This window comes from Burkholderia plantarii, assembly GCF_001411805.1.
GTDB lineage: Bacteria > Pseudomonadota > Gammaproteobacteria > Burkholderiales > Burkholderiaceae > Burkholderia > Burkholderia plantarii.
This window is the reverse complement of the sequence record NZ_CP007212.1, coordinates 2,531,098-2,543,646: the sequence shown is the minus strand read 5'-3', so window position 1 is coordinate 2,543,646 and position 12,549 is coordinate 2,531,098. Positions and strand designations below refer to the sequence as shown.

11 protein-coding genes are annotated in these 12,549 nt (G+C 67.1%); all 11 read left to right on the top strand.

Features of this window, described 5'->3' with window-relative positions; all coding sequences use genetic code 11:
• Positions 1-12 precede the first annotated feature (12 nt).
• Positions 13-1,158 (top strand): outer membrane protein assembly factor BamB, encoded by a 1,146-nt coding sequence (gene bamB / locus bpln_RS10785; RefSeq protein WP_042625180.1) that lies wholly within the window; start codon positions 13-15, stop codon positions 1,156-1,158.
• A gap of 269 nt (positions 1,159-1,427) precedes the next feature.
• Positions 1,428-2,774, top strand: coding sequence for a ribosome biogenesis GTPase Der (der, locus tag bpln_RS10780; protein ID WP_042625179.1), 1,347 nt, complete (start codon positions 1,428-1,430; stop codon positions 2,772-2,774).
• A gap of 120 nt (positions 2,775-2,894) precedes the next feature.
• Positions 2,895-3,137, top strand: coding sequence for an RNA chaperone Hfq (gene hfq / locus bpln_RS10775; protein ID WP_026051467.1), 243 nt, complete (start codon positions 2,895-2,897; stop codon positions 3,135-3,137).
• Positions 3,138-3,209: 72 nt separating this feature from the next.
• Complete coding sequence (hflX, locus tag bpln_RS10770; RefSeq protein WP_175937920.1) at positions 3,210-4,391, top strand: GTPase HflX; 1,182 nt, start codon at positions 3,210-3,212, stop codon at positions 4,389-4,391.
• Positions 4,392-4,439: 48 nt separating this feature from the next.
• Complete coding sequence (gene hflK, locus bpln_RS10765; protein ID WP_055138812.1) at positions 4,440-5,849, top strand: FtsH protease activity modulator HflK; 1,410 nt, start codon at positions 4,440-4,442, stop codon at positions 5,847-5,849.
• A gap of 15 nt (positions 5,850-5,864) precedes the next feature.
• Positions 5,865-6,767, top strand: coding sequence for a protease modulator HflC (gene hflC / locus bpln_RS10760; RefSeq protein WP_055138811.1), 903 nt, complete (start codon positions 5,865-5,867; stop codon positions 6,765-6,767).
• Between the two features lie 41 nt (positions 6,768-6,808).
• Positions 6,809-7,000: a DUF2065 domain-containing protein gene (locus tag bpln_RS10755; protein WP_042625175.1), complete on the top strand. Its 192-nt coding sequence runs from the start codon at positions 6,809-6,811 to the stop codon at positions 6,998-7,000.
• Positions 7,001-7,168: 168 nt separating this feature from the next.
• Complete coding sequence (locus bpln_RS10750) at positions 7,169-8,317, top strand: ATP phosphoribosyltransferase regulatory subunit (protein WP_042625174.1); 1,149 nt, start codon at positions 7,169-7,171, stop codon at positions 8,315-8,317.
• A gap of 136 nt (positions 8,318-8,453) precedes the next feature.
• Complete coding sequence (locus bpln_RS10745; protein WP_042625173.1) at positions 8,454-9,800, top strand: adenylosuccinate synthase; 1,347 nt, start codon at positions 8,454-8,456, stop codon at positions 9,798-9,800.
• A 7-nt stretch (positions 9,801-9,807) separates the two neighbouring features.
• A complete protein-coding gene (locus tag bpln_RS10740) occupies positions 9,808-10,404 on the top strand; it encodes a phosphoribosyltransferase (RefSeq protein WP_042625172.1) in 597 nt (198 codons plus the stop codon).
• A gap of 214 nt (positions 10,405-10,618) precedes the next feature.
• Positions 10,619-12,511 (top strand): potassium transporter Kup, encoded by a 1,893-nt coding sequence (locus bpln_RS10735; RefSeq protein ID WP_055138810.1) that lies wholly within the window; start codon positions 10,619-10,621, stop codon positions 12,509-12,511.
• Positions 12,512-12,549 lie beyond the last annotated feature (38 nt).

Sequence of the window (12,549 nt, the reverse complement as noted above, 5' to 3'; positions counted from 1 at the left end):
CTTCGCTCACCGATGAATTTGCTGAAACGTAACGCTGCTCCGATTGCCTGCGCGGTTGCCATCCTCGCGCTGACGGCGTGCTCGTCCACGAAGGACGCGCGCCGCGTGCCGACGCCGCTCACCGAAATCAAGCCAGTGCTGAATGTGCAGCAGACGTGGAAGACGAGCGTCGGCAAGGGCGGTCGCTACTTGTTCTCGCCGGTCGCGGTCGGCGACGCGGTGTTCGTCGCCGCGGCGAACGGCTCGGTCGAGAAGATCGACGCGAAGACGGGCCAGACGGTCTGGCGTACGAAGCTGCATTCTGACCTGTCGGCCGGCGTCGGCAGCGACGGCAACCTGACCGCGGTCGGCGCGCTCAAGGGCGGCGTGTTCGTGCTCGGCGCGGACGGCAAGCAGCTCTGGAAGACCACGGTGCAGGGCGAGATCTTCTCGCCACCGCTGGTCGGCAACGGTCTCGTGATCGTGCGCACGATCGACGGCCAGGTGATTGCGTTCGCCGCGCAGACGGGTGAGCAGAAGTGGGTCTACCGCAGCCGCGCGGTGCCGCTGAACCTGCGCGTGTCGGCCGGCATGACGTTCGCCGGCGATGCCGCAGTGCTGGCCGGTTTCCCGGGCGGTGGCCTGGTCGCGATCAATCTTCAGACGGGTGAGCCGTACTGGCAGACGCCCGTGTCCTACCCGAAGGGCGTGACCGAAGTCGAACGGATCAACGACGTGAGCGGGCCGCCGACGCTGGTCGGTGCGGAAACCTGCGCGGTCACGTTCCAGGGCCAGATCGGCTGCTTCGACGCGAATTCGGGCCGTCCGGTCTGGGAGAAGGCGTTCTCGAGTCGCAGCGGCATTGCGCAGGACGACACCGTGGTGGCAGGCGGCGACGACTGGTCGGTGGTCACGGCCTACGACGTCGCGAGCGGTAACCAGCTCTGGCGCAACGACAAGCTCAAAAGCCGCGACGTCGGCGTGCCCTATCTGCTCGGCCACGCGGTCGTGATGGGCGACTACAAGGGTTTCGTCCACTTCCTGTCGCGCGACGACGGCTCGTTCGTGGCGCGCATGAAGACGGATGGCAGCGCGATCACGGCAGCGCCGGTGCTGGCCGGCGACACGCTCGTCGTGCAGACGCACGACGGCGAAGTGTACGGCTTCCGCCCGCGCTGACCGATCGGCAGGAATGGCGCGGCCCGGCACCGGCGGTGCGGGCCGCGCGTGTTTTTTTATGCGGCGCTTGCCGCCGGCGCCCCCGAGCGGGCGGGTCCGGCGCGCTGCCTTAGCGGAATGCCGCATTCACGAGGCGCACGATGCGTGCGCCAGGCGCCCGTCGCGGCGTGGAATTCGTGCTAATTTTCATTCAACGCAGCCGCCCGTCGCCGCGAGATTTCGCGCGGCAGGCTTCCCGCTCCTGCGTAACACCGTATAGACGACATCAGATGAAACCGGTCATTGCCCTCGTCGGGCGCCCCAATGTGGGGAAATCCACGCTGTTCAACCGGCTTACGCGCTCGCGCGACGCGCTGGTCGCGGACCTGCCGGGCTTGACCCGCGATCGCCATTACGGCGAGGGGCGCACCGGCGCGCGTCCGTACCTCGTCGTCGACACGGGCGGTTTCGAGCCGGTCGCGAAGGACGGCATCCTGCACGAGATGGCGCGCCAGACGCGCCAGGCCGTGGAAGAGGCCGACGTCGTGGTGTTCATCGTCGACGGCCGCAACGGGCTCGCGCCGCAGGACAAGTCGATCGCCGACTACCTGCGCAAGACCGGCCGGCCGATCTTCCTCGTCGTCAACAAGGCCGAGGGGATGAAGTACACGGCGGTCGCATCCGATTTCTACGAACTCGGCCTCGGCGACCCGCGCGCGATCTCGGCCGCGCACGGCGACGGCGTGACCGACATGATCAACGAGGCGCTCGAAGTCGCCTACGCGGGCCAGCCCGAGGAGACCGAGGACGCGGCGCAGTCGCGCGGCGTGAAGATCGCGATCGTCGGGCGCCCGAACGTCGGCAAATCGACGCTCGTCAATACGCTGATCGGCGAGGACCGCGTGATCGCGTTCGACATGCCGGGCACCACGCGCGATTCGATCTACGTCGATTTCGAGCGCAACGGCAAGCCCTATACGCTGATCGACACGGCCGGCCTGCGCCGGCGCGGCAAGGTGTTCGAGGCCATCGAGAAGTTCTCGGTGGTGAAGACGCTGCAGTCGATCTCGGACGCGAACGTCGTGATCCTGCTGCTCGACGCGCAGCAGGACATCTCCGACCAGGACGCGCACATCGCCGGCTTCGTGGTCGAGCAGGGTCGCGCGCTGGTGGTGGGCGTGAACAAGTGGGACGGGCTCGACTCGCATGCGCGCGAGCGCACCAAGGCCGACCTGACGCGCAAGCTCAAATTCCTCGAGTTCGCCAAGTTCCACTTCATCTCCGCCGCCGAGAAGACCGGCATCGGCCCGCTGCTGCGCTCGGTCGACGACGCCTACGCGGCCGCGATGAAGAAGCTGCCGACGCCGAAGCTCACGCGCGCGCTGATCGAGGCCGTCGAGTTCCAGCAGCCGCGTCGCCGCGGCCCGGTGCGTCCGAAGCTGCGCTACGCGCACCAGGGCGGCCAGAATCCGCCGATTATCGTGATTCACGGCAATGCGCTCGATGCCGTGACGGAAACCTATAAACGCTACCTCGAGAACCGCTTCCGGGAAACTTTCGCGTTGACCGGCACTCCATTGCGAATAGAGTTCCGGTCCACGACGAATCCTTATACGGACAAGGGTCGCGGGGAATAAGCCGAACGGCCGGGCCCCGAAGCGGGGCGGCAAAATCGGCTATAGTGTAGCGATTGACGGCGGATCTCTTTTTCTTCGCCGACAATCTAGTTCAACCTGCAAAAAAAGATGGAGTACGCCATGAGCAACAAAGGGCAATTGTTACAAGACCCGTTTTTGAACGCACTGCGTAAGGAACATGTGCCGGTGTCGATCTACCTCGTCAACGGCATCAAGCTGCAAGGGAACATCGAATCGTTCGACCAGTACGTCGTGTTGCTCCGTAACACGGTTACCCAGATGGTCTACAAGCACGCCATCTCGACGGTCGTGCCGGCCCGTCCGGTGAATTTCCACCCGGATGCGGAAGGCGCGTCCTCCTAACCCGATTGCCGCGGCTGGCGTCCGTCGCCGCCGGCGATCCACGCCAGCCGCCTTATCTTGACACCCGCCAATTTGACCAACGCCGCATTAGTCGGCATCGATTTCGGCAAGACCGACTTCGAAGCCAGCCTTGAAGAACTGAGCCTGCTTGCTTCCAGCGCGGGCGCCCATCCCGCAGTCACCCTCACCGGACGACGATCGAGCCCCGACGCCGCGATGTTCATCGGCAGCGGCAAGGCCGAGGAGCTGCGCCTCGCGTGTGATGCGAACGACATCGACATCGTCATCTTCAATCATCCGCTCGCGCCCGCGCAGCAGCGCAATCTCGAGCGCACGCTGAACCGGCGCGTTGTCGATCGCACCAGCCTGATCCTCGACATCTTCGCGCAGCGCGCGCGTAGCCACGAAGGCAAGCTGCAGGTCGAGCTCGCGCAGTTGCAGTACCTGTCGACGCGGCTGATCCGCGCCTGGACCCACCTCGAGCGCCAGAAGGGCGGTATCGGCCTGCGCGGCCCCGGCGAAACGCAGCTCGAAACCGACCGCCGGCTGATCGGCGAGCGCATCAAGATGCTGAAGTCGCGGCTCGACAAGCTGCGCCGCCAGCACAATACGCAGCGTCGCCAGCGCGAACGCAACCGCACGATGTCGGTGTCGCTGGTCGGCTATACGAACGCGGGCAAATCGACGCTGTTCAATGCGCTGACGAAGGCGCAGGCCTATGCGGCCGACCAACTGTTCGCGACGCTCGACACGACTTCGCGGCGCGTCTATCTCGGCGACGAGGTGGGCCAGATCGTGGTGTCCGACACGGTTGGCTTCATCCGCGAACTGCCTCACCAGCTGGTCGCCGCGTTTCGCGCGACGCTGGAGGAGACGATCCACGCGGATCTGCTGCTGCACGTGGTCGATGCGTCGAGCGCGGTGCGGCTCGAGCAGATCGAACAGGTCAACGACGTGCTGCACGAGATCGGCGCGGACGCGATCCGGCAGGTGCTCGTCTTCAACAAGATCGATGCGGTGCCCGAGCTCGCGGCCCGCGGCGACGCGGTCGAGCGTGACGAGTATGGTAATATTTCGCGCGTCTTTTTGAGCGCGCGCAGCGGCCAGGGGCTCGACGCGCTGCGTGGTGCCATTGCCGAAATCGCGACCAGCGACCAGCCGCTCTCCGGCGCGATGTTGCTGCCCGAACCGACGCGCGACGGCGGGTTGGCCGAACCGCACGACGACCACACGGTTTCCGAACACGGGGACTAGCCGGCTGCTGGCCGGACAGTCGACGCCCAATCTGGTGAACAAACTCAGGTGAACGATTACAACGAGCGGAGTACCTGGCTGCGCAAGCGTCCGATGCTGTCGATCAACGATCCTCGCTGGGGTCGCGGCGGCGGCAATGGCGACAAGCCCCGCGGCAACGAGCCGAAGCGCCCGCAGTCCGACGGTGACGGTCCGCCCGATCTCGATGAAATGTGGCGTAACTTCAACCGCCGCCTGTCCGGCCTGTTCGGCGGCAAGGGCGGTGGCGGCGGCAATCGCGGCATGCGCCCCGACAACGGGCGCGCGGCGCGGATCGGCGTGGGCATTGTCATCGGCGTGCTGGTCGCGGTGTATGCGGGCAGCGGCATCTTCATCGTGCCCGACGGCCAGACCGGCGTCGTGCTGCAGTTCGGCGAATATCGCGGGACGGTGGATCAGGGCGTGCATTGGCGCCTGCCGTATCCGTTCGAATCGCACGAAGTGGTCGACACCTCGCAACTGCACGCCACCGAGATCGGCCGCAACAACGTGGTGCGCGCGGCGAACGTGAAGGATGCCTCGATGCTCACGCGCGACGGCGACATCGTCGACGTGCGCTTCATCGTCCAGTACCGGATTCGTTCCGCCACCGACTATCTGTTCCGCACCGTCGATCCCGAACTCACCGTGCGTCAGTCCGCGCAGGCTGCGATTCGCCGCATCATCGGCGCGCAGGCGGCGAGCGACGTGATCGGCTCGGACCGCGACGCGCTGCGCGACACGCTCGTGCAGGCGATCCAGCATGACCTCGACCGCGACCAGACCGGCCTCGTGGTGACGAGCGTCGTGCTCCAGTCCGCGCAGCTGCCCGAGCAGGTGCAGGCCGCCACCGACGAAGTGGCGAAGGCCCGCCAGCAGAGCGAGGCCGCGAAGAACGCCGCGCAGGCCTACGCCGACGACTTGCTGCCGCGTGCGCGCGGTGACGCGGCCAAGCTGATCGACGACGCGAAGGCCTACGCGGACCGCGTCGTCACGCAGGCGCAGGGTGACGCGGATCGCTACAAGCAGGTCTACGCGCAATACGAGAAAGCGCCCGCCGTCGTGCGCGAGCGGATGTATCTCGACACCATGCAGGAAATCTACTCGAAGGCGACCAAGGTCTACATCGGCAACAAGGCCGGCAACAGCCTCGTCTACCTGCCGCTCGACAAGATCGTCGAGCAGCAGCGCCAGCGCGCGGCCGATGCCGCCGCCGCGAGTTCGGCCGCACCGGCTGGTGCTGCGCCGGCGAACGGCGCGGCCGGCACGGCCGGCGGTAACGCGCAGGCGTCCGGCGCGAATCCGGCCGCCGCGTCGGCGGGTCCGTCGGCCGCCACGGCCGCGAGCCCGGCCAGTGCCGCCAGCGATGCACCGGGTGGCGATGCGCTGCGCTCGCGCGATGCGCTGCGCAGCCGGTCGCGCGAAGACGATCTGCAGTAACGGGGAACGCCAGACATGAATCGAATCGTTGCGCTCGTCATCGCGCTCGTCATCGTCGCGTTCGTCGCGTCGTCCACCGTGTTCGTCGTCGATCCGAGCCATGCCGCGATCGTCTCCGCGCGCGGCGACGGCGAGCCGACCGTGTTCGGTCCCGGCCTGCACGCCAAGCTTCCGCCGCCGCTGCAGACGGCCGTGCTGGTCGATACGCGGATCCAGACGCTCGACTGGGCCGATCCGCAGAACTGCACGACCTCCGACAAGCAGGACGTGCTGGTCAGCCCGGCCGTGCGCTACCGGATCGCCGATCCGCTGAAGTACTACGGCAAGACCGACGGCGGCGTGCGTGATGCCGTCGACCCGCTGCTCACCTCGCTGAAGGGCGCGCTCGCGCAGTCGTTCGCGAGCCGTACGCTGGCCGCGGCGATCGGCGCGCAGCAGGCCATCGCCGACGATGCGAAGCGCACGCTGCAGGCAGCGGCCACGCCGTATGGCGTCGAGATCGTCGACGTCGCGCTGCTGCGTATCGACCTGCCGGCCGCCGCGACCGAGGCCGCCTATCGCCGCATGACGGTGGCCGAGCGCGAACGCGCCGACACCGAACGCGCCGAGGGCGCGGCTGCGGCCGAGCGCATCAAGGCCGAGGCGGCGCGCCAGCAGCAGCAGATTCTCGCGGACGCCTATCAGTCGGCGCAGTCGATCAAGGGCGAGGGCGATGCCAAGGCCGCGCAGATCGCCGGCGACGCGTTCGGCCGCGATCCGCAGTTCTACCAGTTCTACGCGAGCCTGCAGGCGTACCGGAACACGTTCCATGCCAACGACGTGATCGTCGTCGATCCGGACAGCGAGTTCTTCCGCTTCATGCGCGGCCCGATGGGCGGCACGGCCGCCGCGCCGGCGCCCGCTCCCCGCAAACACTGACGTACAAGGGGTGCCGCCGCGCGCGGTGCCGTCGATACCGCATGGATCTGGCCGGTTCGCTGTTGCTCGCTCTCGCGCTGATGCTGATCGTCGAAGGCGCGTTCCCGTTCGTGTTTCCGGTCGCCTGGCGCGACACGTTTCGTAGAATAGCGGAGCGGCCGCCGCATCATATCCGGATCGGCGGCCTGATCGTGATGGTGCTCGGCCTCGTGCTGCTCGTCTTCGCGACCTGATGCCGGCCGCCGGTCCGGCCCGCGATCCGCGCCGATCGGCCCCGTTTTATCTCGATTTGCCCGTGCCGGCGCCTTCGTGGTGCCGGATGCCGTGCGGGTGTCCGAACCATCCGATTCCAATCCGGCGTGCGCCCGCGCGCCGCTGTTTTCTGTCGTAGGACCGTAACGATGTCGACCTGGTTACTTCCCGAGAATATCGCCGACGTGCTGCCTTCGGAAGCGCGCAAGATCGAGGAGCTGCGCCGCAGGCTGCTCGACCGCTTCCGTTCGTATGGCTATGAAATGGTGATGCCGCCGCTGCTCGAGTATCTCGAGTCGCTGCTGACGAGCGGCGGCAACGACCTGCGCCTGCGTACCTTCAACCTCGTCGACCAGCTGTCGGGCCGCACGCTCGGCCTGCGCGCCGACATCACGCCGCAGGTCGCGCGCATCGACGCGCATCTGCTGAACCGTCAGGGCGTGACGCGGCTCTGCTACGCCGGCAACGTGCTGCACACGCGTCCGCGCGGCCTGCACGCGACGCGCGAGCAGATCCAGATCGGCGCCGAACTCTATGGCCACGCGAGCCTCGAGGCCGACCTCGAGGTGCAGCAGCTGATGCTCGACGCGCTGCGCCTCGCGGGGCTCGGCAAGGTGCGCCTCGATCTGTGCCACGCCGGCGTGCTCGGCGCGCTGTTCGCGCGCGACGCGGTGGCCGCCGCGCGCGGCGAGGCGCTCTACGACGCGCTCGCCGGCAAGGACGTGCCGCTGCTGCACGAATTGACCGACGACCTCGGGCCGGACACGCGCGCCGCGCTGCGCGCGCTGCCGCATCTGTACGGCGATGCCGCCGTGCTCGACGAGGCGCGCCGCGTGCTGCCGGCGCTGCCCGAGATCACGCGTGCGTTCGACGATCTCGCGCAGCTCGCCGCGCATGCGCAGGGCGCCGACGTGTCGATCGACCTGGCGGACCTGCGCGGTTACGCCTATCACAGCGGCGCGATGTTCTCGGCCTACGTCGACGGCGTGCCGAACGCGGTCGCCAACGGCGGCCGCTACGATCACGTGGGCCAGGCCTACGGCCGCGCGCGGCCGGCTACCGGTTTCTCGCTCGACCTGCGCGAGATCGCGCGGATCTCGCCGGTCGAGGCGCGCGGCACCGCGATCCTCGCGCCGTGGCGCCAGGACGACGCGCTGCGCGTGGCGGTGGCGGCGCTGCGCGATGCGGGCGAGGTGGTGATCCAGGCACTGCCGGGGCACGACCATGTGCTCGACGAATTCGCCTGCGATCGCGCGCTTGTCGAACGCGGCGGCGCATGGGTGGTCGAGACGCGCTGAAGCGCGTCGGCCGCAAGGCGGCGCGGATGCTTAGGGTGCCATATCGTTGACGCGAAGCCGTTGACGCGAAACGGAAAAATTCGGAACCCGCGCCGAACCTATGTAGAATACGTTTTTAACCAGCTAACGAATCAACATGTCTGCCAGCGCAGTGAATGTGACTCCCGGGCGCAACGTCGTCGTCGTGGGAACCCAGTGGGGAGATGAAGGCAAGGGCAAGATCGTCGACTGGCTGACGGACCACGCGCAAGGCGTCGTTCGTTTCCAAGGCGGTCACAACGCGGGTCACACGCTCATCATCGGCGGCAAGAAAACCATCTTGCGCCTCATTCCTTCCGGCATCATGCGCGCGGGCGTGGCCTGCTACATCGGCAACGGCGTCGTGCTGTCGCCCGAAGCGCTGTTCAAGGAAATCGGCGAACTCGAAGACGCCGGGCTCGACGTCCAGTCGCGGCTGTTCATTTCCGAAGCCACTACGCTGATCCTCCCGTATCACGTCGCGATCGACCAGGCGCGCGAAGCTCGCCGCGGCGCCGGCAAGATCGGCACGACCGGTCGCGGCATCGGCCCGGCCTACGAGGACAAGGTCGGCCGCCGCGCGCTGCGCGTGCAGGACCTGTTCGACGCGAAGACCTTCGCCGACCGCCTGCGCGACAACCTCGATTTCCACAACTTCGTGCTGACCCAGTATCTCGGCGGCGCGGCCGTCGATTTCCAGGCGACGCTCGACACCATGCTCGGCTACGTCGACCGTCTCAAGCCGATGGTCACCGATGTCTCGCGGCGCCTGTACGACGCGAACAATGCCGGCCAGAACCTGCTGTTCGAAGGCGCGCAGGGCACGCTGCTCGACATCGACCACGGCACCTATCCGTTCGTCACGTCGAGCAACTGCGTGGCCGGTGCGGCCGCGGCCGGCGCCGGCGTCGGTCCGCAGAAGCTCAACTACATCCTCGGCATCACCAAGGCCTACTGCACGCGCGTCGGCGCGGGCCCGTTCCCGAGCGAACTGTACGACGCGGACAATCCCGCGCGCCAAAGCCCGGTCGGCGTCACGCTCGCCAACGTCGGCAAGGAATTCGGTTCGGTCACGGGCCGCCCGCGCCGCACCGGCTGGCTCGACGCCGCCGCGCTACGCCGCTCGATCCAGATCAACGGCGTGTCGGGCCTCTGCATGACGAAGCTCGACGTGCTCGACGGCCTCGACGAAGTACAGCTCTGCGTCGGCTACAAGATCGACGGCAAGGACGTGGACCTGCTGCCGCGCGGCGCGGCCGACGTCGCACGCTGCGAGCCCGTGTACGAGACGTTCGGCGGCTGGAAGGAAAGCACGGTCGGCATCAATACGTGGGACGCGCTGCCCGCCAACGCGCGGGACTACCTGACGCGCGTGCAGGAAGTGGCCGGCGTGCCGATCGACATGGTCTCGACCGGCCCCGATCGCGACGAAACGATCCTGCTGCGCCATCCGTTCAAGGTCTGATAGCACGATGACGCAAGCCAATCACGGCGCGCCGATCGCGATGGCCGATCCGCGCAACGACGAACGAAACCTCTGGGTCGGCTGGGACGAGTATCACCGGCTCGTCGAACTGCTCGCGCTCGCGGTGCATGAATCGGGCTGGAAGTTCGACCAGATCCTGTGCCTCGCGCGCGGCGGCCTGCGCGTGGGCGATCAGCTGTCGCGGATCTACGATCTGCCGCTCGCGATCCTCGCGACGAGTTCGTACCGCGAGGCGGCCGGCACGGAGCAGGGCGACCTCGACATCGCGCAGTACATCACGATGACGCGCGGCAACCTCTCGGGCAACGTGTTGCTCGTCGACGACCTGGTCGATTCGGGCGTCACGCTCGCACGCGTGCAGCAGCACCTGAAGGAGCGTTATCCGTCCGTCACGGCGGTGCGCTCGGCCGTGCTCTGGTACAAGGCGTGTTCGAAGGTGAAGCCCGACTACCACGTCCAGTATCTGGCGACGAACCCGTGGATCCATCAGCCGTTCGAGGAATGGGACACGCTGCGGCCGCACAACCTGACAGCCTGGACCAAGCGCGGTCACGCCCAGCGTAACGACGACACGGCGCAGTAAGGCCGCCCGAGGCGATACGCAAGCGAAGACATCGGCGCCCGCGGGCGCCGATTGCATTTCCGGCCGGCGCGCGCAAGCGGCTGGCCTAAACGGGGCCGCATGCTACACTGGCCGCGCCGCGTGGCATGACGGCAACACTGCCGGATGGCATGATCACGGGGCCAGTTAGAATAGCGCTCGTTTTTCCGACCCCAGAACGGAACGTTACGCTTCCATGACCGACACGAACCACTCGAGCACACGCCACACCTCCTTGCAGGCTCTCGCCGTCGCGGCGATCGGTGTGGTGTTCGGCGATATCGGCACCAGTCCGCTGTATTCGCTGAAAGAGGCGTTCAGTCCCGCCCACGGCATTCCGCTCACGCAGAGCTCGATCCTCGGGGTGATCTCGCTGCTGTTCTGGGCGATCATGCTGGTGGTCGGCGTCAAATACCTGATGTTCGTGATGCGCGCCGACAACAACGGCGAGGGCGGCGTGCTCGCGCTGATGGCGCTGTCGCTGCGCTCGGTGGAATCGCGCCGGCACCTGACGCGAATCCTGATGGCGCTGGGCATCTTCGGCGCCTGCATGTTCTACGGCGACGCGGTGATCACGCCGGCCATCTCGGTGATGTCGGCCGTCGAGGGCCTCGAGATCGCGACGCCGCAACTCACGCATCTGGTGCTGCCGATCACGGTGGTGATCCTGATCGCGCTGTTCTGGATCCAGCGCCACGGCACCTCGATGGTCGGCAAGCTGTTCGGCCCGATCATGGTGATCTGGTTCCTGACGCTGGCCGCGCTCGGCATCTACCACATCGCGCGCGTGCCGCTCGTGATCGCGGCGATCAATCCGTATTACGCGTTTTCGTTCATGGCCGACCATGTGCTGCAGGCCTACGTGGTGCTCGGCTCGGTAGTGCTGGTGCTGACGGGCGCGGAAGCGCTGTACGCCGACATGGGCCACTTCGGCGCGCGCCCGATCCGGCTCGCCGGCTACGTGCTCGTGATCCCGTCGCTGGTGCTGAACTACTTCGGCCAGGGCGCGCTGCTGATGCAGAACCCGAAGGCGATCGAGAACCCGTTCTTCCTGCTGGCGCCCGACTGGGCGCTGCTGCCGCTCGTGATCCTGTCGACGGTGGCCACCGTGATCGCCTCGCAGGCGGTGATCTCGGGCGCGTATTCGCTGACGAGCCAGGCGATCCAGCTCGGCTACGTGCCGCGCATGAAGGTGCTGCACACCTCCGATCTCGCGATCGGACAGATCTACGTGCCGGTGGTCAACTGGCTGTTGCTGTTCGTGATCCTCTGCATCGTGATCGGCTTCCGGTCGTCCGACAATCTGGCGGCCGCCTACGGCATCGCCGTGACCGCGACGATGGTGATCACCACGGTGCTGGCCTGCGTCGTGATGATCAACGTCTGGAAGTGGAACCGGATGCTGGTCGGGCTCATCATCGGCGTGTTCCTGATCATCGATCTCGGCTTCTTCGGCGCGAACCTGCTGAAGGTCGCGCAGGGCGGCTGGCTGCCGCTCGGCATCGGCGCGCTGCTGTTCTTCCTGCTGACCACCTGGTTCAAGGGCCGCCATATCGTGAAGGAACGCACCGCGGCCGACGGCATTCCGCTGATGCCGTTCCTGCAGGGGCTGCTCGCGCATCCGCCGCATCGCGTGTCGGGCACCGCGATCTATCTGACCGGCAACGACCGGCTGGTGCCGGTCGGCCTGCTGCACAACCTCAAGCACAACAAGGTGCTGCACGAGCGCACGCTGTTCCTGACGTTCGTCACGCGCGACATTCCCTATGTGCGCGACGACGAGCGCGTGAGCGTGCGCGAGGCGGGCGGCGGCCTCTACATCGTGCGGGCCGAGTACGGTTTCAACGAGACGCCCGACGTGAAGGCCGTGCTCGAGGTCATCGGCCGCAAGCACGACATGTCGTTCGAGCTGATGGACACCTCGTTCTTCCTGGCACGCGAGACGGTGGTGCCGACCCATCTGCCCGGCATGTCGATCTGGCGCGAGCGCGTGTTCGCGTGGATGCACCAGAACGCCGCGAAACCGACCGACTTCTTCGCGATTCCGGCGAACCGCGTGGTCGAGCTGGGCACCAAGATCGAGATCTGAGGCCGGGGCCGCGGTTTGCCGCGGGTTCGGTCCCGGCA

Excerpts from the sequence above, each read along its gene's own strand:
- bamB (WP_042625180.1), top strand. The coding sequence starts at position 13 with ATGAATTTGCTGAAACGTAACGCTGCTCCGATTGCCTGCGCGGTTGCC.
- der (WP_042625179.1), top strand. The coding sequence starts at position 1,428 with ATGAAACCGGTCATTGCCCTCGTCGGGCGCCCCAATGTGGGGAAATCC.
- hfq (WP_026051467.1), top strand. The coding sequence starts at position 2,895 with ATGAGCAACAAAGGGCAATTGTTACAAGACCCGTTTTTGAACGCACTG.
- hflC (WP_055138811.1), top strand. The coding sequence starts at position 5,865 with ATGAATCGAATCGTTGCGCTCGTCATCGCGCTCGTCATCGTCGCGTTC.
- bpln_RS10755 (WP_042625175.1), top strand. The coding sequence starts at position 6,809 with ATGGATCTGGCCGGTTCGCTGTTGCTCGCTCTCGCGCTGATGCTGATC.
- bpln_RS10750 (WP_042625174.1), top strand. The coding sequence starts at position 7,169 with ATGTCGACCTGGTTACTTCCCGAGAATATCGCCGACGTGCTGCCTTCG.
- bpln_RS10745 (WP_042625173.1), top strand. The coding sequence starts at position 8,454 with ATGTCTGCCAGCGCAGTGAATGTGACTCCCGGGCGCAACGTCGTCGTC.
- bpln_RS10740 (WP_042625172.1), top strand. The coding sequence starts at position 9,808 with ATGACGCAAGCCAATCACGGCGCGCCGATCGCGATGGCCGATCCGCGC.
- bpln_RS10735 (WP_055138810.1), top strand. The coding sequence starts at position 10,619 with ATGACCGACACGAACCACTCGAGCACACGCCACACCTCCTTGCAGGCT.